A 21120-nucleotide genomic window follows, 5' to 3' on the forward strand; every position below is an offset into this window, starting at 1 on the left:
GTTCCCCTCAATCTCGCGGCAGGCGCAGCAGGGCCTCCTGGGCGACGGAGGCGACCAGCGTGCCGTCCGGCGTGTGGAACGCGCCGTGCGCGAGCCCCCGGCCGCCGCCGTTGCCCGCCGGCCCCATGGTGTAGAGCAGCCAGCCCCCGACGCGGGGCGGCCGGTGGAACCACAGGGTGTGGTCGAGGCTGAGCCGCATGCCGTACCGGGTGGCGTCGTCGGGCGGGCGGGCGGCGTTGACCGCGCCGTAGTCCGACAGGTACGTCAGCGCGCAGGCGTGCACGGCGGCGTCGGCGCCGGGCGGCTCGGGCACCCGCACCCAGAAGGGGTGCCCGATCGGGAAGTCGCCGGGCGGCCGGACCGGCCGGATGTCGACCTCCGGCGGCAACCACGGCGTCTCCAGCGGCGCGAGGCCGTCGGCGGGCGGCATGCCGGCGGGCGGGTCCGGCTGCCACTCCACGCCCGGCTCGGGGTCGTGGAACGAGGCGATCGCCTCGAAGATCGGCTTGCCCTCCTGGCTCGCCGTGACGTGCCGGGTGGAGAACGTCCGGCCGTCCCGGGTCCGGCGCACGTCGAAGCGCAGCGGCTCGCTCGTGCGGCCCGGGCGGATGAAGTAGCAGTGCAGCGAGTGGACCGGGCGGCCGCCGTCCACGGTGAGCCCGGCGGCGCGCAGGCTCTGCGCCGCCACCTGGCCGCCGAAGAGCCGTTCCCGCCGCATGTCCGCCCAGCGGGCCTCGAACAGGTCGCCGTCGATCCGCTGCAGGTCGAGCATGTCCCAGAGCGGCACGGGTCACCCTCCCCCGCCCACGCGCAGCGGGAGCGTGCGCGGGCCGCGCACCTGCCCGGTCGCCCAGGTCACCGCGTCCGGGTCGGCCAGCGTGAACGACGGGAAACGTTCCAGCCAGACCTCCAGCGCGACGCGCAGCTCCATCCGCGCCAGGTGGGAGCCCACGCACCGGTGGATGCCCAGGCCGAACGCGGCGTGCCGGTTGACCTCGCGGTCGATCACGACCTCGTCGGCGCGGTCGAACTGCGCGGGGTCGCGGTTGGCGGCGGGGAACGACAGCAGGATCCAGTCCTCGGCCCTCATCTCCACGCCGTTCCAGGTCATGTCCTCCTTGACCAGCCGGGCCATGGTGACCGGCGCGTAGGCGCGCAGGAACTCCTCCATCGCCGTCGGCAGCAGCTCCGGCTCGGCGACCAGCCGTTCCCGGTCCGCCGGGGTCGTGGCCAGGTGCCAGAGCGACGCCCCGATCGCGCTCCACGTCGTGTCGATCCCGGCGATCAGCAGCAGGGCCATCGTGCCCGCCACGTGGAACGGCTCCAGCTTCTCCCCGTAGAGCTCGACGTTGACCAGGTACGTGGTCAGGTCGTCGCGCGGGTCCTCGACGTGGTCGCGGATCTGTTCGAGGAGGTAGTCGAACAGGCTCTCCATCCTCGCGATGCGCTCGTCGGGCGGCAGGTTGATCCCTTCGAGGGTGTTCTCCACGAACTCGCGGAACCTCGGGCCGTCCTCCCGCGGGAAGCCGAGCATGTCCGCGATGACGCGCATCGGGATGTGCTGGGCGTAGTCGTGCGCGGCGTCGACCACGTCCCGGCCCTCGAGCTCGTCGATCAGCGCGTGGCAGAACGCCCGCGTCGACTCCTCCTGCTTGGACACCGCGCTCTTGGTGAACGCCGGCAGCAGCAGCTTGCGGGCGTCGCGGTGGAACGGCGGGTCGGACGAGATCGGCGGCACCCCGCCCACCGGGGCGATCTCCTTGGGCGGCCGGAAGTTGCTCATGACGATCGAGCGCGAGGAGAACTTCTCGGTGTCGTAGGCGATCGCCGCCACGTCCTCGTACCGCGTCGGCAGCCAGCCCCCGCCGAACCGGCCGGTGTGCGCGATCGGGCAGCGCCGCCGCAGATCGTCCTGGATCGGGTACGGGTCGGCGGCCCACTCCGGTTCCATGTGCGAGAAGTCGGTCGCCCAGTCGTCCACCGGGCCGGTCACGACGTCGTTGCGGGTGCCTTCGGGCCTGTCCGCCTGCATGTCCCGGAAGTCGCGGACGAAGCGGTCGTCGGTCGCCATGTCAGGTCCCCTCGAGAAGGTCGATCGCACGTTCGGGGCAGTTGACGACGGCGCGCCGCGCGTCGTCCGCCCCGTCCGGTGGCACGAGACCGTCGCCGAGGACCGTCCCGTAGCCTTCCTCGTCCTCGCCGAACACCTCGGGCGCCAGGTCGTAGCAGCGCCCGTGGCCCTGGCAGCGAGCCTGATCTATCTGCACTTTCACGGGGTCACTCCCGTCGATGTCGCGGTATCGGGAACCGGGCCGGCGACCGGGCCGGCATCGCGCAGGGCCGCGACGACGCGGCCGAGCAGGGCGGACCACTCCCGCTCGCCGACCGCGTGCAGGTCCGGCGGGACAAGAGTGCTCCCCAGCGCGAGGAGCAGGCAAAAATGGGCGACCGCGTCCGGCGACACGGCGTGGTCGAGCTCGCCGCCGGCCTGGGCCGCCGAGACCAGCCCGGAGATCCAGCCGGCGCGCTCGTCCATGTAGTCGTGCATCGCGCGGGCGACGTCCGGGTCCCGGCGGGCGGCGGTCAGCGCCTCGATGACGAGCCACTCGCCGGAGTCACGACGCGGCAGCGACCGGCCGACGACGAGCAGCATCTCGACCACCGAGCCGTCGGGGTCGGCGGCGAGCAGGTCGGCGAGCGGCCGCCGCCCGTGCTCCCGCAGCGCGGTCACCAGCAGGTCCGCCTTGGAGTCGAAGTGGGCGTAGAGCGCGCCGTTGCTCACCCCCGCGGCGGTGGCGATGTCGGCCACCCGCGTGCCGTCGTATCCGCGCTCGGCGAACACGTCGGCCGCCGCGCGCAGCAGCCGTCTGCGGGTTTCGGCGGCGGTGACGCCCGCGATGCGACCCATGCACGAATTAAAAGATTGTTCATTTGATACGTCAAGGGCCGCCCCGGATCACCGGAGGCCGAGGACGCGGATCGCGTTCTCCTTGAGGATCAGGTCCCGGGCCTCCGGCTTGATCTCCAGCTTGTCGAAGTCGGCGAGCCAGCGGTCCGGGGTGATGACCGGGAAGTCCGAGCCGAACAGCACCTTGCGGCGCAGGAAGGAGCCGGCCGCCTTGACCAGCTGCGGCGGGAAGTATTTGGGCGACCAGCCGGACAGGTCGATGTAGACGTTGGCCTTGTGGGTGGCGATCGAGATGGCCTCGTCCTGCCAGGGCACCGACGGGTGGGCGAGCACGATCGTCAGGCCGGGGAAGTCGGCGGCGACGTCGTCCAGCAACATCGGGGCGGAGAAGCGCAGCTTGATGCCGCGCCCGCCGGGCAGCCCGGCGCCGATCCCGGTCTGCCCGGTGTGGAAGAGCGCCGGCACGCCGAGCTCCTCGATCGCTTCGTACAGCGGGTAGAACGCGCGCTCGCTCGGGTCGAACGCCTGGAGGCTCGGGTGGAACTTGAACCCCTTCACGCCGTGCTCGGTGACCAGCCGCCGGGCGCGCCCGACCGCGTCGGCGGCGTGCGGGTCGACCGAGCCGAACGGGATGAGCACGTCGGTGTGCTCGGCGGCGGCCGCGGCGATCTCCTCGCTGGACAGCGCCGGGTGCCCGAGGCCGGTGGCGGCGTCGACGGTGAAGACGACGGCGGCCATCCTGCGTTCGCGGTAGTGGGCGGCGATGTGGTCGAGCGTCGGCGTGCGGTGCTCGTCGGACTTGAAGTAGGCGGCCGAGGCCTCCAGCAGCTCGTCGTCGAGGGCGAAGTGGCCGTGGGCGTCCTGCTCGACGTGGGTGTGGACGTCGATGGCGATCAGGTCGTCGAGGTTCAGCGGGGAGGTCACAGGAGCCTTCTCACAGGTGGTCGGTGCGGGACTTGGCGTCGAGGAGGAGGTGCAGGAGGGCGTCGCGCTCGGTGCTCACGGCCGCCTCGGCGGACCCGCCGAGCTCGTCGCGCACCCCGGCGATGATCTTTTCCTTGAGGCCGGGCGTCAGCCGGGGGTCGCCCAGCGTGCCCCACCAGTCCTCCATGGGCGGGCCCAGGTGTTCGAGGACGTGCGCGATGCCGCCCGCCCCGCCGGACAGGTGCTGGCCGAGGAACGGGCCGATCAGCGCCCAGCGCAGGCCGGGGCCGTGGGTGATGGCGGCGTCGATGTCGGCGACGGTGGCGACACCCTGGTCCACCAGGGAGTACGCCTCGCGCCACAACGCCGCCTGGAGGCGGTTGGCGATGTGGCCGGGCAGCTCGGCGCGGAGCCGGATCGGGCGTTTGCCGAGGGAGGTGTAGAAGTCCATCGCCGCGCGCACCGCGTCCTCCCCGGTGCGTTCGCCCGGGACGACCTCCACGAGCGGGATCAGGTGCGGCGGGTTGAACGGATGGCCGATCAGGACACGTTCGGGATGCCGGGCGCAGGCCTGCTGGACCCGGGACGGCGGGATGCCCGACGAGCTGCTGGCCAGCACCGCCGCGGGCGGGGCCGCCGCGTCCAGGACGGCGAAGATCTCGTCCTTGGCCTCGGGCCGCTCGGGGCCGTTCTCCTGCACGAAGCCGGCGTCGCGGACGGCGGCGGCGAGGTCGGCGGTGAACTCCGGGGCGCCGGGGTCGGCCCCCTGCTCCGCGAGGACGGCGCGGAACCGCTCCTCGGCTCCCGGGGCCGGGTCGGTGGCGACGACCTCGTGGCCGTGCGCGAGGAACAGCGTGGTCCAGCTGGCACCGATCACCCCGGTGCCGACGACGGCGACCCTCATCGGCCGCTCCGTCCGGCGGCGAACGCGACGAACGCGTCCAGCGCGGCGGGGTCGGCCAGGACGTCCACGCCGACGGCCCGTCCGGGCGGGGTGCCGCGCAGGATCTGCTTCACCGGGACCTCCAGCTTCTTTCCCGTCCGGTTGCGCGGGATCACCGGCACCTCGTGGACGGCATCGGGTACGTGGCGGGGCGAGAGCGCGGTGCGCAGCGCCGTGGCGATGCGGCCGCGCAGCGCGTCGTCGAACGGCGTGCCGGGCGCGGTGACGACGAACAGCAGCAGCTCGCCGTTGCCGCCCACCTCGTCCTCGAGATGGATGACCAGGCTGTCGTCGACCTCGGGCAGTTCCTCGGCGACCGCGTAGAACTCGGCGGTGCCCAGCCGCACGCCGCCGCGGTTGAGGGTCGCGTCGGAGCGCCCGGCCACGATCCAGTGGCCCCCCTCGTCGCGGCGCACCCAGTCGCCGTGCCGCCATACGCCCTCGTAGGCGGTGAAGTAGGCGTCGCGGTAGCGGCTGCCGTCGGCGTCGCCCCAGAAGCCGACCGGCATCGACGGCATCGGCTCGGTGATGACGAGCTCGCCGAGCTCGCCGGTGACCGGCCGGCCCCGGTCGTCGTAGGCGCGGGCGGCGACGCCCAGGCACGCCCCGGAGATCGCGCCCGCCCACACCGGCTGGAGCGGGCCGCCCTGGAGGATCCCGCTGCACACGTCGGTGCCGCCGCTGCCGACGTTCAGCAGCACGCGGTCGCCGAACTCCTCGTGCACCCAGCGGAAGCCCTCTTCGGGCAGCGGGCTGCCGGCGGCGCCGAGCTGGCGCAGCGCGGACAGGTCGAACTCGCGGCCGGGGCGGATGCCCTGCTTGCGGCAGGCCATCAGGAACGCGGGCGCGGCGCCCATGATCGTGGCCCCGGTGCGTTCGGCCAGCCGCCACTGCTCGCGCAGGTCGGGATGGGCGGGGTTGCCGTCGATCATGATCGGGGTCGCGCGCAGCAGCAGCGCCGACACCAGCGCGTTCCACATCATCCAGGCGGTCGTGGAGAACCAGAGCATGCGGTCGCCGGGCCGGACGTCCCAGCTCAGCGCGTGGTTCTTCAGATGCTCCAGCAGGACGCCGCCGTGCCGGTGCACGATCGCCTTGGGCACGCCGGTGGTGCCGGAGGAGAACAGCACGAACAGCGGGTGGTCGAACGGGACCGGTTCGAACACCGGCTCGGCGGGCTCGGCCAGCAGTTCCCGCCAGGAGAGCGCGCCGTCGACGGTGCCGGGGCCGTAGGGGACGTGGACGACCCGCGGGTCACCGGGCAGTCCCTCGCGGATCTCGTCCACCTGCGCCCTGCGGTCGACGTGGCGATCGCCGTACCGGTAGCCCGCGACCGTGAGCAGGACCGTCGGCTCGAGCTGGGCGAAGCGGTCGATGACGGCGCGCGGCCCGAACTCGGGGGCGCAGGACGCCCAGACGGCGCCGAGGCCGGCCGTGGCCAGGAAGGCCACGAGCGTCTCGGGGATGTTGGGCAGGAACGCCGCGACCCGGTCCCCCGGGCCCACGCCGAGGCGCCGCAGCCCAGCCTGCGCCCGCCCCACCTGCTCGCGCAGCTCGCCGAAGGTCAGCTCGACCGGCTCCCTGGTCTGGGAGCGGCCGATCACCGCGACCCGGTCATGGTCCTCGGGCAGCCCCACGGCGTGCCCGGCGTAGTTGAGCGTGGCGCCGGGGAACCACTCGGCGCCGGGCATCGAACGGCGGCCGAGCACGGCCGAGGGCGGGGTGTGGGCCCGGACGCCGAAGAAGTCCCAGATCGACGACCAGAAACCAGGGAGGTCGCCGACCGACCACTCCCACAACGCGTCGTAGCCGTCGAAGCGCAGGTCCCGTTCGTCCTCCAGCCAGCGCAGGTACCGGCCGATCTCGGTGGTCTCCCGCACGTCGGCCGCCGGCGGCCTGAGGACCTCGGTCATCGCGCGACCTTTCCCGCCCGGTGTTCGAGGAAGGCGCGCATGCGCTCCTTGGCGTCGTCGCTGCCGGAGGCGACCGCCGCCATCAGCGACTCCATCAGGTAGCCCTCGGCGGGCGCGGCCTCGGCGATGCGGGGCAGCGCCTGGAGGACGGCGAAGTTGGTGAGCGGCGCGTTCTGGGCGATGCGGGCGGCCAGCTCGATCGCCTTCTTCAGTCCCTCGCCCTCCTCGACGAGGTAGTGCGAGAGGCCGATGCCGTACCCCTCGGCCGCGTCGTACACCCGGCCGGTGAGCATCATGTCGGCCATCCGGTGCGCGCCCACCAGGCGCGGGACCCGCACCGAGCCGCCGCCCCCGACGAACAGCCCGCGCTGCCCCTCGGGGAAGGCGTAGAACGCCGACGGCTCGGCGACCCGGACGTGGGTGGCGGCGGCGAGCTCCAGGCCGCCGCCGATCACCGCGCCCTTGAGCGCCGAGACGACCGGGACGCGGCCGTTCTCGATCAGGTCGAAGTTGCGGTGCCACATCAGCGAGTGCTCCAGCGACTCGGTCACCGACCGCTCGGTGAGCTCCGCCAGGTCGAGCCCGGCGGAGAAGTGGTCGCCCTCCGCCGTGACGACCACCGCGCGCGCCCACTCGGGCGGCGCGGCGAAGAACTCCCCGATGCGGCCGACGGTGGCGTCGTCCAGGGCGTTCCGCTTGGCCGGACGGCACAGCGTGAAGACGGCGACGTCGCCGTGCCGCTCAACCGATGTCGTGGACACACGTTCTCCTTGGTGGGTCGTTCTGCTCAGTGCTCTGCTCGGGGCTCTGCTCGGGGCTCTGCTCGGGGCTCGACGGTCAGTGCTCGACGGTCAGTGCTCGACGCCGTAGGTGGTGCGCAGCGCGGGCTTGACGATCTTTCCCGAGGGGGTGCGCGGCAACGTCCCGGCCAGCACGGCGGACTTGGGGATCTTGTACTTGGCCAGCCGGCCTTCGAGGTCGGCGAGGATCTCGTCCGGTTTCGCGTCGGCGCCCGGCTTCGGCACGATGATCGCCAGGCCCACCTCGCCCCACTTCTCGTCCGGCGTGCCGATGACGGCGCACTCGGCGACGTCGGGGTGGTCCAGGAGGGCGTTCTCGACCTCGGCCGGGTACACGTTCTCCCCACCGGAGACGAACATGTCCTTCACCCGGTCGACGATGTAGGCGTAACCGTCCTCGTCCAGCCGCGCGACGTCGCCGGTGCGCAGCCACCCGTCGGCGGTGAAGGCGTCGGCGGACCGCTCGGGCGGCCCCCAGTAGCCGCCCATCACGTGCGGCCCCTGGACGAGCACCTCGCCGTTCTCCCCCGGCGCGGCGTCGGCGCCGTCCGCGCGCACGACGCGCACGTCGGTGAAGAAGTGCGGCACCCCGGCGGACCCCGCCTTGGACACGGCCTCCTCGCGGGCCAGGTACAGCACGCCGGGCGCCGCCTCGGTCATCCCGTACCCCTGGCTGAACGAGAAGCCGCGGGCGAGGTAGGTCTCGATCGTGCGCATCGGGACGGGCGCGCCGCCGCAGTTGAGGGTGCGCAGGCTGGACAGGTCGGTGGCGGCCCAGCGGGGGCGCGCCGCGATCGCGTCGTACATGGTGGGGACGCCGAACATGTAGGTGACCCGCTCGGTCTCGATCAGCTCCAGCACCCGGTCGGGGTCGAACGCGCCGAGCAGCACGACGGTGCCGCCCTTGAGGAGGGTGGGCAGGCAGGTCATGTTGAGGCCCGCGGTGTGGAACAGCGGGGCGACCACCAGGGTCACCTCGTCGGCGCCCAGGTCGATGTCGACCAGCACGTTGAGGCTGTTCCAGGTCACGTTGGCGTGCGAGAGCACGGCGCCCTTGGGGCGGCCGGTGGTCCCCGAGGTGTACATGATCATGCAGGGGTCGTCCGGGGACACCGGCTCGTCGAACGGCTCGGCCGGGGCGGCGGCGAGCAGCTCCTCGTAACCGGCTCCGACGCCGACGCGGACGCCGACGCCCGCCTGGTCGGCCGCGGCCGACGCGACCTCCGCCAGCTCGGGCGTGTGGATCAGGACCCCGGCCCCGGAGTCGGCGAGGTTGTAGGCCAGCTCGGGCGCCGTGAGCCGGAAGTTGAGCGGGACGAACACCGCGCCCAGCGACCCCGCGGCGAACAGGGTCTCCAGGTAGGACGGATGGTTGGTGCCGAGGTAGGCGACGCGGTCGCCGCGCCCCACCCCGCGGGCCCGCAGGGCGTGCGCCAGCCGGACCACCCGGTCGTGCAGCTCGCGATAGGTCCATCGCCGTCCCTCGAACATGACCGCGACCCGGTCGGGCGTCTTGCGGGCCCGGCGGGCCGGCCACGAGCCGACGCCTTGATCGAGCATCCTCCACCCCTTCCATTTCGGCGCGATCGCGACATTAGACACTTTCATGTCAGCAGTCAATGAACTGTCCAACATTGGGGATCCGCCCTAAACTGACCGCGTGACCAGCAAGGACCGACTCGCCCCGGAGGACCGGCAGCCCGCGCCGCGACCCCAGTCGCTGCTGCTGACGTTCCTGGGCATGCACGTCCTGGACCGGAAGGTGGCGATCTCCTCGGGGAGCGTCATCGAGGTCCTGGGCGCCGCGGGCGTCTCCGAGGACGCCACCCGCGCGAGCCTGTCCCGCATGGCCCGCCGGGGCCTGCTGACCCGCAGCCGGCACGGCCGCAAGGTCTACTTCGGCCTGACCGGCCGCTCGACCGCGGTCCTGCGCGACGGCCACGACCGCATCTGGAGCGCCGGGGCCGTCAACCGCGACTGGGACGGCACCTGGACCCTGATCGGGTTCTCCCTCCCCGAAGACTGGCGCCGGCGGCGCCACGACCTGCGGTCACGTCTGGTGTGGGCGGGCTTCGGCCCCCTGCAGAACGGGCTCTGGATCGCCCCCGGCCGGGTCGCGGTACCGCCGCTGATCTCCGGGCTCGACCTGGACGAGCACGTGAACGTGATGCACGCGCAGGCCGCGGACCCCACCGACGCGGGCCGCCTGCTGCACCAGGCGTTCGACACCGCCGAGATCGCGTCCCGCTACCGCGCGTTCCTGGCCGGGTGGGACAAGCCGGGCCCGGCGCCGGACGTGCCCGACGACTTCACCCGGCAGCTCCTTCTCCACCACGACTGGCTCCAGCTGGTGCGCTCCGACCCCCGGCTGCCCGCCGACCACCTGCCGGGCGACTGGCCGGCCATCCGGGCCGAGCAGGTCTTCCACGCGCTGTCCCACGAGTGGGACGCGGCCGCGCTGCGTCACGCGAAGGCCGGCCTGGACACCGTCCCCGCGGCGCCGCCGGGTGTCGGTGGGAGCTCATAGGGTCGGCACATGTCACGACGCCGTTTCGACCAGGCGATGGAACGTATGCGCCGGTCCGACCCGCAGAGCCGCGAGGCGGGGTTCGACTTCCTCCGCGAGCACGCCGACGCCTACGTCGCGGAGCTGATCGAGGAGTTCCGGGCCGAGCACGACGACCAGGGGCTGCGCTGCCGGCTCATCGAGCTCGTCGCCGAGGCCAGGGACGCGTCGACGCTGGACTTCCTCGCCGAGCAGCTGGAGGTCCCCGACGAGGACGTCCGGTTCTGGGCCGTCCGCGGGCTGGAGATGCTCGACACCAGGAAGGCGGAGGCGGCGCTCGACCGGGCCCGCGACGACGGCCTGATCAGCTGATCCTCCGCGGTGCCGGCGGCCGGGGCTAGGGTCGGGGGTCGTACGCGGATCGCAGCCCCACCGCTCACGAGGCGACTGGCTGGAGGGAACGTCATGGCCGACTGGTCCCACGAGTACCGGCGGCACGGCTGGTGGCGCGAGGAGACCTTCCTCGACGACCTGCGCCGGCATGCCCGCGAACGTCCGGACGCGACCGCGCTCGTCGGCCACCGCGCGGCCGGCGGTGGTCCGGCCGGCGAACGGGTCGGCGAACGGGTCGGCGAACGGGTCGGCGAACGGGTCGGCGAACGGGTCGGCGAACGGGTCGGCACGGCCGGTTACGCCGACCTGCTGGCCGACACCGAACGTTTCGCCGCCGCGCTGCTCGGCCTCGGCGTCGGGCCGGGCGACGTCGTCGCCGTCCAGCTGCCCGACTGGTACGAGCTCGTCCCCCTGGCGCTGGCGTGCGCGCGGGCCGGGGCGCGGTTCTGCCCGCTCATGCCGATCTACCGGCGCTACGAGCTCGGCCACATCCTGGCGCTGACCGAGGCGAAGGTCTGCTTCACGCTGGCCGAGCTGGACGGCGACCGGCTCGCCGACATCGTCACCGGGCTCGACCTGCCCGCGCTGGAGCACGTGGTGGTGGCCGGCGAGCCCCGGCCCGCCGGCACGATCGCGTTCGGCGACCTCCTGGGGCGCGGCGGGCTCCCGGTCCCGCCCGCGGACGCCGAGCTCGCGCCCGACGACCCGTTCCTCGTCCTGTTCACCTCCGGCACGACCGGCGAGCCCAAGGGCGTGCTGCACAGCCAGAACACGCTCCACGCGTCGGCGCGCGGCTTCGCCGGCGCGCTCGGGCTCGACTCCGGGCTGGTCATGGCGGTCGCCCACGTCAACACGCACATGTCAGGGTTCGCGATGGGGCTGATGGTGCCGCTGCTGCTCGGCGGCACGGCGGTGTTCCAGGACAGGTGGGACGGCGGCGTCGCGCTCGACCTCGCCGAGTCGCACGGCGTCAACCTGTTCTACGGCGCCGCCCCGTTCCTGACGGACCTGCTGGACGAGCAGCGCGCCCGCGCCCGGAGCCTGCCCGCGCTGCGCTGGGTGGTGACCGGCTCGGCCCAGGTGCCGCCGCACATCGTCGACGAGGTCCACGACGTGTTCGGCCTGCCGACCTACGCGTTGTGGGGCATGACCGAGAACGGCCCGGTCACCGTCACCAGGCCGGCCGACCCGCCCGGCTGGGGCGCGCACAGCGACGGGAGCCCGATCGACGGCATGGAGCTGCGGATCGACCCGCTCAAGGGCCGGGACGACGGCGCGGGACCGTTGCGGGTGCGCGGGCCGGCGCAGTGCCTGGGCTACTTCCGGCGGCCGGAGCTCTACGCCGCCGAGCTGGACGGCGAGGGCTGGTTCGACACCGGCGACCTGGCGCGCGACGACGGCCGCGGCGGCATCCGCATCGCGGGCCGCTCCAAGGACGTCATCCTCTACAAGAGCTTCAACGTTCCGGTCACCGAGGTGGAGGCCGTCCTCGGCCGGCATCCGAAGGTCCGCGAAGTGGCGGTGGTCGGCGTGCCGCACCCGGAGGTGCTGGAGGAGGTCTGCGCGGTGGTCCTGCCCGCCGGCGCGCCGCCCACGCTGGACGAGCTGCACGAGCACCTGCGCGCCGCCGGGATGAACGACTGGTTCTGGCCGCGGCGGCTGGAGGTCGTCGAGCACATGCCGAAGACGATCACCGGCAAGATCCGGAAGGTGGAGCTGCGGCAGCGGTACGGGGGCGCATGAGGCCGGGGCCCGGCGGCCGGCCGCTGGCCGTCGCGGTGGTCTGCGCCGGGGTGTTCCTCGGCGCGGTCGACTCCCATCTGGTCAACGTGGCGTTCCCGACGATGTTGCGGGACTTCGAGGGCACCGACCTCGCCCGGCTGTCGTGGGTGTTCAACGGCTACACGATCGCGTTCACCGCCGCGCTGCTGCCGGCCGGCGGCCTGGCCGACCGGTTCGGCCGGCGCCGGGTCTACCTGGCCGGGCTCGCCGTGTTCGTGGCCGCGTCCGCGGCGTGCGCGCTGGCGCCCGGTCCCGGCGTGCTGATCGCGGCCCGGCTGGTGCAGGGCGCGGGCGGCGGCGTGATCACCCCGCTCGCGCTCGCGCTCATCCTGCCCTGGTTCGGCGAGGAGCGGCGGGGCACCGGCATCGGCCTGTGGAGCGCGACGCAGTCGGTGGCGATCGCCGCCGGGCCGGCGATCGGCGGCAGCCTGGTCGCCACCTGGGACTGGCGCACGATCTTCTGGCTGCACCTGCCGGTCGGCGTGGCGGCCCTCGTGCTCAGCCTGGTCGTCCTCCCCCGCGACGCGCCGGACGGGGCGCCGGAGCTCCCCGACCTCGCCGGGCTGCCGCTGCTGGTGGCGGCGATCGGGTTGCCGTCGCTGGCGATCGTGCAGAGCCGTTCCTGGGGTGTCCTGGACGCGCGCACCGCGCTGGTGCTGGCCGCCGGGGCCGCGGCCGGGTTCGCCTTCCACCGGCGGGCCGTCCGGCACCGGGCGCCGCTGGTCGATCTCGCCGTGCTGCGCGTCCGGACGACGTTGCGGGCCAACACGGCGATGTTCGTGCTCGGCCTGGTGATGTTCGCGCTGCCGCTGGCGGCGGTGCTCTTCCTGACCGGCGTGTGGGGTTACAGCGAGGCCCGCGCGGGCCTGGCCATCACCCCGGCCCCGGCGATCCAGGTGATCGTGGCGCCGCTCGCCGGGCGGCTGATGCGCAGGACCGGCTTCCGGCGGATGGCCCTGGCCGGTGCCGCGGCCCTGGCCGGCAGCGTCGTCCTGCTGGCCGTCGCCGCCGGGCCCGAGGCCTCCTACGCGGCGGTCTTCCTGCCCGCACTGCTGCTCGGCGGAGGCGGCGTCGCGCTGCTGGTCACGGCGCTGAGCGGCGCGGCGCTCGCCGAGGTGCCGCCGGACCGGCTCGCCACCGGCACCTCCCTGTCGGTGACCGCGCGGGCCTGCGGCGCGGTGATCGGGCTCTCCACGCTCGCCGTGGTGCTCGCCTCGGCCCCGCGCGACTCGCTCACCCCGTACCGGACGGTCTGGTGGGCGATGGCGGTGCTCTGCGCGGGCGTCGTGGCCCTCGCCGCCCGGCTGCCCGCCCGCGCGGTCAGGGCAGCCGGACCGCGATGACACAGGTGTCGTCGTCGGTGTCGGCGTTGCTGTGGGTGAGCAGATGGTCCAGGAGCGCCTCCACGTCGGACTCCGAGCCCTCGATGGTCGCCAGCAGGCCGTTGAGCGAGTCCTGGAGCGTACGGTCGCGGCGTTCGATGAGGCCGTCGGTGTAGAGCAGGAGCGTGTCGCCGGGGTCGAGCTCCAGGACGCCCTCCTCGTATTCGGCCTCGGGGAGCGCGCCGAGCAGGAGGCCCGTGATCTGCGGCAGCGTGGCCGCCTCGCCGCGCCGGACCAGCACCGGGACGGGGTGGCCGGCCCGCGCCCAGCGCAGCGTGCGGGTGCCCGGGTCGTAGAGCGCGCACAACGTGGTGGCGGTGACGTGGTCGGTCAGATGGTTGGCGACCAGGTTGAGCCAGGCCAGCAGCTGGGCCGGGCCGGTGCCGGTGGTGGCCAGGCCGCGCAGGGCGTTGCGCAGCACGACCATGTCGGTCGCCGCCTGGATGCCGTGCCCGGCCACGTCGCCCACGCAGAGCAGCACGTGGCCGTCGGGCAGGACGACCGCGTCGTACCAGTCGCCGCCGACCAGGTGCTCGTCCTCGGCCGGGCGGTAACGGACCCCGACGCGCAGGCCGGAGGCGTCGATCGGGGCGCGGCTCGGCGGCATGATGGCGCGCTGAAGCTGGAGCGCCAGGCGGTTGTGCTCGGCGGCCTGCCGTTCGGTGTGCGCGAGCCGGTCGCGGGTGGCGGCCAGCGCCACCTCGGTCCAGTGTTGAGCCGAGATGTCCTGGTACGCACCACGGACCGCGAGCACGCGGCCGTCGCCGGCGAGCACCGGCTCGGCGATGACCCGGATGTGCCGGACGATGCCGTCGGTGCGGCGCAGCCGGAAGGCGGTCGAGCCGGGCCGCTGGTGGTGCAGGACGGTGCGCAGGAAACGGCCGATGGCGGTGTCGTCGTCGGGGTGAGCGTGCGCGGCGAGGCTGGAGATCGGGATCGGCGCGGCGGTGGACGGCAGGCCGTGCAGGTCGTACAGCTGGCCCGCCCAGGTGATCTCCCCGGTGAGCAGGTTCTCCTCGAAGCCGCCGATGCGGCCCAGGCGCTGCGCGTGCTGGAGCAGGCTCGCCAGCCGGGCCATCTCGTCCCGGATCCGCCAGATCAGCAGCACGCTGCTCCCCTGCCGGCTGATGCTGATATCGGCGACGACGGTCAGCGGCACCTGGTCGACCAGCGCGGTGAGCGCCATGCGCTGGGCGCGGAACGGCTCGCCGGTCGCGTGCACCCGTTCGACCTTCTCGAACAGGCCGCCGTCCTCGGCGGCCAGCGGGTAGGCCTCCAGCAGCAGGCACCCGTCGACGGCGCCGCGCGGCCGGCCGGCGGGGTCGGCGAAGCGCGGGTTGACGTGGTGGATCCGGAAGTCGGCGACGTGCCCGTCGCCGTTGAAGTGCGGGCGCAGCACCAGGGCGGGGTCGTACAGCCCGTCCGCGAGGTCGGTGAGCTCGGTGAACGCCGGGTCGCCCGCCGCGGCGGCCGGCTCGGCGGGAACGGCGGCCGGGCGGATCTCCAGGGTGCGCGCGCACAACTCCGCCAGCGCCTCGAACTGCCGCTCGATCTGCCGCGTGTGCGGCTCGATGGCGTCCGGCCAGCAGATCTCCAGGACGCCGATGACGCGGCCGCCGGCGCCGGCCGGCAGCGCGACCCGCCCGCCGGCCGCGGGCAGCTCGCGGTGACCGATCGAGGGCAGGCCCGCCTCAGCGAGCGAGGCGAGCCGGACGATCTGCCGTTCGGCCAGCGCCCGCCGCGCCGGGGTGGCCACCCCGGGCGGCACGTAGTGCCAGCGTGCCGCCTCCGCCGGGCTGACCCCGGCGGACCCGGCGAGGGTCAGCGAGGCGTCCGGCGCCGCGGCCCAGATGGCGACGGCGCAGACGCCGAGCGGTGCCAGCGCGTGTTCGAGCAGGGACGTGGCGACCGCCTGCGTGTCATCGGCCGCCAGGGCGCCGCTCTCGGCCGTCCGCATCCGCACCGCCGGGGTCGGCCCGGCGGCGGTCACCGGGACGCCGTCGGCGGACGGCGACCCCTCGGCCGCTCCCCCGGGCCGCCGCGCCCCGCCGCCGATGGCGCGTTCCAGGAAGTCGCGGGTGACCTCGGTGAGATGGTCGCGCGCCGCCTGGTTGATGATGTCGGCGGCCAGCTCGAGCTGGCCCAGGCCCGCCTCCTCGGCCAGGGTGACCAGCTGCGCCGCGGCCTCGGCCGGGCCGCAGTGCAGCCGTTCCACCAGGATGCCGGTGGCCAGCTCGATGACGCCGCGGCCGTCGGCGGCGGCCTGGGCGCGCCGCACCTCGTCGCGCAGCTGCTCGACGGTGGCCGCCAGCCGGGTGATTCCCGAGGGCCGGGGATCGGGCACGGCACGGCTCCTTGCCGGGGGTCGGTCGTTCATCTCGGGAGTCCCGGGCGCGGGCTAGGCGTCCAGGTACCGGTGGATGCAGCCGATGAGGTCGTCGGCGTTGAGGGGCTTGGTGACGTAGTCGTTGGCCCCGGACGCCAGGCTCTTCTCCTGGTCGCCGGGCATGGCCTTGGCGGTCACCATGATGATGGGCAGGTCGGCGTGCTCGGGCATGGCCCTGATGGCGGCCGTGGCGGTGTAGCCGTCCATCTCGGGCATCATCACGTCCATCAGAATGAGGTCGACCTCGGGGTGCTCGGCGAGCGCCTCGATGCCCTTGCGGCCGTTCTCCGCGTGCACGACGTCGAGGCCGTGCAGTTCGAGGATGCCGGCGAGCGCGAACACGTTGCGCACGTCGTCGTCGACGACCAGCACCGTGCGGCCGGTCAGCGAGACGTCGATCTCGCGCGGGGCGGCCTCCTCGGCCTTCTCCAGGAGGACGAGCGGGAGCACGTCGCCCGGCTGCTCGGCCGACAGGTGCAGGGCGATGCGCTCGCGCAGCTCGTCCAGGCTCGACAGCAGCTCCAGCGGATGCGTCCCGGCACGGGCCTGGAGGGCGCTCTCGCGCTCGGGGTCGAGCCGCCGGTTGTGGTGCGCCAGCACCGGCAGCCCGCGGGCGGCGGAGTCGCCGTCCATCGACTCCAGGAACCGCAGCGCCGCCCCGGCGGGCATGTCCAGCTGGAGCACCACGCAGTGGCACGCCTCGGCCGCCAGCGCGGCGGCGGCCTCCTCGGCGCCCAGCGCGGTGACGATCTCGACCGGGCCGCGCGGGTCGGCCAGCTCGCCGGCGGCGGCACCGGTCAGGTCGGCCACCGCGCTCTCGGCCACCAGCGACAGCAGCCCGCGCGGGCGGTCCTCGATCACCAGCAGCCGGCGGCGGCGCTCCCCGTTGCGCGGCGGCCCCGTCCGGCCGTGCTCGGCACCGGTCTCGCCCGCGAGGCGCGCGGCCTCGATCGCGGGAGCGAGCGCGGACCCGGGGGCCGCCGCGCCGTCCCCGGCGATCACCGCGCGGGTGACCCGGCCGAGGCCGGGCCGGGCCTGGGCCAGGTCGACGAAGTCGGGACGGGCGAGCGGCAGGTAGAGCGTGAACGTGCTGCCCTTGCTCAGCGTGCTGCTGGCGGTGATGGCGCCGCCGAGCAGGTAGGCGATCTCACGGCTGATCGACAACCCCAGCCCGGTGCCGCCGTACTTGCGGCTGGTGGTGCCGTCGGCCTGCTGGAACGCACCGAAGATCGTCTCCAGCTGGTCCTCGGCGATGCCGACGCCGGTGTCCTCGACCCGGAACGCCAGCGCCTCGCCGTGCGGGCGCACCGAAGGCGGCAGGTCGGCGGCCTCGGCCTTCTCGATGCGCAGCTCGACGCTGCCGGCCTCGGTGAACTTCACCGCGTTGGACAGCAGGTTGCGCAGCACCTGGCGCAGGCGCGAGTCGTCGGTGAGCAGCTCGCCGGGCACGCCGGGCGCGGTGGTGATCCGGAAGTCCAGGCTCTTCTGCGTCGTCATGGGCCGGAACGTGGCCTCGACGTACTCCAGCAGGTGGCGCAGCGGGACGCGCTCGGGGCTGACGTCCATCTTGCCCGCCTCGACCTTGGACAGGTCGAGGATGTCGTTGATCAGCTGGAGCAGGTCCGAGCCCGCCGAGTGGATGATGCCCGCGTACTCCACCTGCTTGGGGGTGAGGTTGCGGGTCGGGTTCTGGGCCAGCAGCTGCGCCAGGATCAGCAGGCTGTTGAGCGGGGTGCGCAGCTCGTGGCTCATGTTGGCCAGGAACTCCGACTTGTACTTGGACGCCAGCGAGAGCTGCTGCGCGCGGGCCTCCAGCTCCTGGCGGGCCTGCTCGATCTCCAGGTTCTTGGCCTCGATGTCGCGGTTTTGCGTGGCCAGCAGCGCCGCCTTCTCCTCCAGCTCGGCGTTGGAGCTCTGCAGCTCCTCCTGCCGGACCTGGAGCTCGCCGGACCGGTTCTGCAGCTCGGCCGCCAGCCGCTGCGACTCGGCGAGCAGCTCGTCGGTGCGCGCGTTGGCGACGATCGTGTTGACGTTGACGCCGATGTTCTCCATCAGCTGCTCGAGGAAGGCACGCTGGACCTGGGTGAACGGCCCGACCGAGGCGAGCTCGATGACGCCGAGGACCTGGTCCTCGACCACGATCGGCAGCACGATCACGTGCGTCGAGGCGGTGTGCCCGAGCCCGGACGACACCGTCACGTACCCGGGCGGGACGTCGTCGACCGCGATGGGCTGGCGGCTGCGCGCGGCCTGGCCGACCAGCGAGCGGCCGAGCCGGAACCGGGTGGGCCGCTCGGGCGCCGCCGGGTCGCCGTCCTCGGGGTAGGCGTACGAGCCGACCAGCTCCAGCTCGATCCCGCCCGGCCCGTCCTCGGCCAGGTAGAACGCGCCGAACTGGGCCGAGACCAGCGGGGCCAGCTCGTCCATGATCAGCTCGGCCACGACGGCGAGGTCGCGGTGCCCCTGCATCAGGCCCGACATCCGCGCCAGGTTGGTCTTGAGCCAGTCCTGCTCCTCGTTGGCCCGCGTGGTGTCGCGCAGCGACATCACCATCAGGTTGATGTTGTCCTTGAGCTCGGCCACCTCGCCGGACGCGGCCACGGTGATCGAGCGGGTCAGGTCGCCGGTGGTGACCGCGCTGGTCACCTCGGCGATGGCGCGCACCTGGCCGGTCAGGTTGCCGGCCAGCTCGTTGACGTTCTCGGTCAGCCGCTTCCAGGTGCCCGACACGCCCTCGACCTCGGCCTGGCCGCCCAGCCGGCCCTCGCTGCCCACCTCGCGCGCCACGCGCGTCACCTCGGCGGCGAACGAGGACAGCTGGTCGACCATCGTGTTGATCGTCGTCTTCAGCGCGAGGATCTCGCCGCGCGCGTCCACGTCGATCTTCTTGGTCAGGTCGCCCTGCGCGACGGCGGTGGTCACCTGGGCGATGTTGCGCACCTGGTTGGTCAGGTTGTTGGCCATCGAGTTGACGTTGTCGGTGAGATCCTTCCAGGTGCCCGCCACGTTGGGCACCTGCGCCTGGCCGCCGAGTTGGCCCTCGGTACCGACCTCGCGGGCCACGCGCGTGACCTCGTCGGCGAACGCCGACAGCGTCGTGACCATCCGGTTGATGGTCTCCGCCAGCACGGCGACCTCGCCCGCGGCCTCGACGGTGATCTTCTGCGACAGGTCGCCGCGGGCGACCGCGGTGGCGACCTGGGCGATGGACCGCACCTGGCTGGTGAGGTTGGACGCCATGACGTTGACGTTGTCGGTCAGGTCCTTCCAGGTGCCCGACACTCCCCGGACCGTGGCCTGGCCGCCCAGGTTGCCCTCGGTGCCCACCTCGCGCGCCACGCGCGTCACCTCGTCGGCGAACGCCGACAGCTGGTCGACCATCGTGTTGATGGTCTCCTTCAGCTCCAGGATCTCGCCGCGGGCGTCGACCCGGATCTTCTGGGTCAGGTCGCCCTTGGCCACCGCCGTGGTGACCTGCGCGATGGACCGCACCTGCGCCGTGAGGTTGTCGGCCATCACGTTCACCGACTCGGTGAGGTCCTTCCAGGTGCCGGACACGCCCTTGACGTCGGCCTGGCCGCCCAGCCGCCCCTCGCTGCCCACCTCGCGCGCCACGCGCGTCACCTCGTCGGCGAACGCCGACAGCTGGTCGACCATCGTGTTGACGGTGCTCTTCAGCTGGAGGATCTCGCCGCGCGCGGTCACGGTGATCTTCTGCGACAGGTCGCCCTGCGCCACGGCCGTGGTCACCTGGGCGATGTTGCGCACCTGGTCGGTCAGGTTGCCGGCCATGAAGTTCACGGAGTCGGTCAGGTCGCGCCACGTGCCCGAGACGCCCTTGACGTCGGCCTGGCCGCCCAGCCGCCCCTCGCTGCCCACCTCGCGCGCCACGCGCGTCACCTCGTCGGCGAACGAGGACAGCTGGTCGACCATCGTGTTGACGGTGTTCTTGAGCTCCAGGAACTCGCCGCGCGCGTCGACGTCGATCTTCTGTGACAGGTCGCCCTTGGCCACCGCGGTCGCGACCTGGGCGATGTCGCGGACCTGGGTCGTCAGGTTGCCGGCCATGGCGTTCACCGACACCGTGAGGTCCTCCCAGGTGCCCGAGACCCCCGGCACCTGCGCCTGGCCGCCCAGCCGCCCCTCGGTGCCCACCTCGCGGGCCACCCGGGTGACCTCGTCGGTGAACACCGACAGCTGGTCGACCATGCCGTTGAACACCACCGCGATCTCGCCCAGCAAGCCCTGCGAGTCGTCCGGGAGCCGGGTGCCGAAGTCGCCGTCACGGACCGCGGTCAGCCCGATCAGCAGCTGCCTGAGCTCGGCCTCGCCGACCTTCCCGGCGCTTCCGGCGTCACCGGTGGACCGCTGCCCCCCGTCGACCACGGTGTCGCTCACGTCCGACCTCGCTCTCGTCACGGAGTTCCTTGCCGTATGGCAAGGAACTACGGAAAAGCTTCTCACCTCCTGGCCTCGATCGATACAGCCCGCCGGTCAATCCGCGCATGGCCCGCGCGCAGCGGGTAGGGGAGGCGCTTCCGGCGTCCGACGACGAGTGAGGAGACACTCATGACCGGACAGCACGACGCGACCGTGGTCGACCTGCTGCTGCGCCAGCACGACGAGATCCGCGGCCTGTTCGCCACGGTGGAGAAGAGCAGCGGAGAGGCCCGCAAGCAGGCGTTCGACCACCTGCGCTACCTGCTCGCGGTCCACGAGACGGCCGAGGAGGAGATCGTCCATCCGTTCGCCCGCCGGACCATCGGCAACGGTGAACGGATCATCGACGCGCGGCTGAAGGAGGAGCACGAGGGCAAGGAGCTCCTCCAGCAACTGGAGAAGGAGGAGGACCTCGATTCTGCCGAGTTCGAGGCCACGTTCGGCAAGCTGCACACCTCGGTCGAACGGCACGCCGAGCAGGAGGAGCGGCTGGAGTTCCCCGAGATCGCCGACAAGGCCACCCCGCAGCAGCTCAAGGGCATGGTCGCCGCCGTCAAGGCCGCCGAGGCCGTGGCGCCGACCCGCCCGCACCCCGGCAGCGAGTCGGTGACCAAGAACGTCGTCCTCGGCCCCCTCGCCTCGGTCGTCGACCGTACCCGCGACGCCATCCGCGCCGCGATGCGGTGACCGGCGGCCCCCGGGCGGCGGGATCCGTCCCGCCGCCCACGGGGCGATGCCGCTTC

General features: G+C 73.3%; 16 protein-coding genes. 5 read left to right on the forward strand and 11 right to left on the reverse strand.

The genetic code is table 11. The features are described 5' to 3' along the window. Positions 1 to 7 precede the first annotated feature (7 nt). The 9 genes from ABZ810_RS14940 to ABZ810_RS14980 all read right to left on the reverse strand — a co-directional run bounded on the left by ABZ810_RS14940 (position 8) and on the right by ABZ810_RS14980 (position 9048). The gene (locus ABZ810_RS14940) at positions 8 to 787 is read right to left on the reverse strand and encodes an acyl-CoA thioesterase domain-containing protein (protein ID WP_358403248.1); all 780 of its coding nucleotides are present in this window, start codon (positions 785 to 787) and stop codon (positions 8 to 10) included. Between the two features lie 3 nt (positions 788 to 790). Next, positions 791 to 2071: a cytochrome P450 gene (locus tag ABZ810_RS14945; protein ID WP_358403249.1), complete on the reverse strand. Its 1281-nt coding sequence runs from the start codon at positions 2069 to 2071 to the stop codon at positions 791 to 793. 1 nt (position 2072) lies between these two features. Beyond that, the gene (locus ABZ810_RS14950; protein WP_358403251.1) at positions 2073 to 2273 is read right to left on the reverse strand and encodes a ferredoxin; all 201 of its coding nucleotides are present in this window, start codon (positions 2271 to 2273) and stop codon (positions 2073 to 2075) included. Further along, on the reverse strand, positions 2270 to 2908 hold the full coding sequence (locus ABZ810_RS14955) for a TetR/AcrR family transcriptional regulator (RefSeq protein WP_358403252.1): 639 nt from the start codon (positions 2906 to 2908) through the stop codon (positions 2270 to 2272). Before ABZ810_RS14955 ends, ABZ810_RS14950 begins: the two co-directional genes overlap by 4 nt. A gap of 48 nt (positions 2909 to 2956) precedes the next feature. Beyond that, entirely contained in the window at positions 2957 to 3820 is an 864-nt protein-coding gene (locus ABZ810_RS14960) for an amidohydrolase family protein (protein WP_358403650.1), read from the reverse strand. Positions 3821 to 3842: 22 nt separating this feature from the next. Then, entirely contained in the window at positions 3843 to 4736 is an 894-nt protein-coding gene (locus ABZ810_RS14965) for a 3-hydroxyacyl-CoA dehydrogenase NAD-binding domain-containing protein (protein WP_358403253.1), read from the reverse strand. Then, complete coding sequence (locus ABZ810_RS14970; protein ID WP_358403255.1) at positions 4733 to 6688, reverse strand: acetoacetate--CoA ligase; 1956 nt, start codon at positions 6686 to 6688, stop codon at positions 4733 to 4735. Before ABZ810_RS14970 ends, ABZ810_RS14965 begins: the two co-directional genes overlap by 4 nt. Continuing rightward, the gene (locus ABZ810_RS14975) at positions 6685 to 7449 is read right to left on the reverse strand and encodes a crotonase/enoyl-CoA hydratase family protein (protein ID WP_358403256.1); all 765 of its coding nucleotides are present in this window, start codon (positions 7447 to 7449) and stop codon (positions 6685 to 6687) included. Before ABZ810_RS14975 ends, ABZ810_RS14970 begins: the two co-directional genes overlap by 4 nt. Before the next feature lie 90 nt (positions 7450 to 7539). Continuing rightward, positions 7540 to 9048, reverse strand: coding sequence for a long-chain fatty acid--CoA ligase (locus ABZ810_RS14980; RefSeq protein WP_358403258.1), 1509 nt, complete (start codon positions 9046 to 9048; stop codon positions 7540 to 7542). 100 nt (positions 9049 to 9148) lie between these two features. Between ABZ810_RS14980 and ABZ810_RS14985 the strand changes: the two genes are divergently transcribed. The 4 genes from ABZ810_RS14985 to ABZ810_RS15000 all read left to right on the forward strand — a co-directional run bounded on the left by ABZ810_RS14985 (position 9149) and on the right by ABZ810_RS15000 (position 13512). After that, the gene (locus tag ABZ810_RS14985; protein WP_358403260.1) at positions 9149 to 10015 is read left to right on the forward strand and encodes a PaaX family transcriptional regulator C-terminal domain-containing protein; all 867 of its coding nucleotides are present in this window, start codon (positions 9149 to 9151) and stop codon (positions 10013 to 10015) included. Positions 10016 to 10024: 9 nt separating this feature from the next. Further along, the gene (locus tag ABZ810_RS14990; RefSeq protein WP_358403262.1) at positions 10025 to 10366 is read left to right on the forward strand and encodes a HEAT repeat domain-containing protein; all 342 of its coding nucleotides are present in this window, start codon (positions 10025 to 10027) and stop codon (positions 10364 to 10366) included. A gap of 93 nt (positions 10367 to 10459) precedes the next feature. Then, positions 10460 to 12130: an AMP-binding protein gene (locus ABZ810_RS14995; RefSeq protein ID WP_358403264.1), complete on the forward strand. Its 1671-nt coding sequence runs from the start codon at positions 10460 to 10462 to the stop codon at positions 12128 to 12130. Beyond that, positions 12127 to 13512, forward strand: a complete 1386-nt coding sequence (locus tag ABZ810_RS15000; RefSeq protein WP_358403265.1) for a DHA2 family efflux MFS transporter permease subunit — start codon at positions 12127 to 12129, stop codon at positions 13510 to 13512. The genes ABZ810_RS14995 and ABZ810_RS15000 overlap by 4 nt, the downstream gene beginning before the upstream one ends. Here ABZ810_RS15000 and ABZ810_RS15005 read toward each other — a convergent pair. Further along, complete coding sequence (locus ABZ810_RS15005; RefSeq protein ID WP_358403267.1) at positions 13490 to 15895, reverse strand: SpoIIE family protein phosphatase; 2406 nt, start codon at positions 15893 to 15895, stop codon at positions 13490 to 13492. The two genes, ABZ810_RS15000 and ABZ810_RS15005, sit on opposite strands and share 23 nt — an antisense overlap. 54 nt (positions 15896 to 15949) lie before the next feature. After that, positions 15950 to 20356 carry a HAMP domain-containing protein gene (locus ABZ810_RS15010; RefSeq protein ID WP_358403268.1) on the reverse strand — a complete coding sequence of 1469 codons (4407 nt, stop codon included), beginning with the start codon at positions 20354 to 20356 and terminating at the stop codon, positions 15950 to 15952. 150 nt (positions 20357 to 20506) lie between these two features. Here ABZ810_RS15010 and ABZ810_RS15015 point away from each other — a divergent pair, with 150 nt between their 5' ends. Beyond that, positions 20507 to 21064: a hemerythrin domain-containing protein gene (locus tag ABZ810_RS15015; RefSeq protein WP_358403269.1), complete on the forward strand. Its 558-nt coding sequence runs from the start codon at positions 20507 to 20509 to the stop codon at positions 21062 to 21064. Positions 21065 to 21120 lie beyond the last annotated feature (56 nt).

Origin of the sequence: Spirillospora sp. NPDC047279 (assembly GCF_040643285.1) — a bacterium.
GTDB lineage: Bacteria > Actinomycetota > Actinomycetes > Streptosporangiales > Streptosporangiaceae > Spirillospora.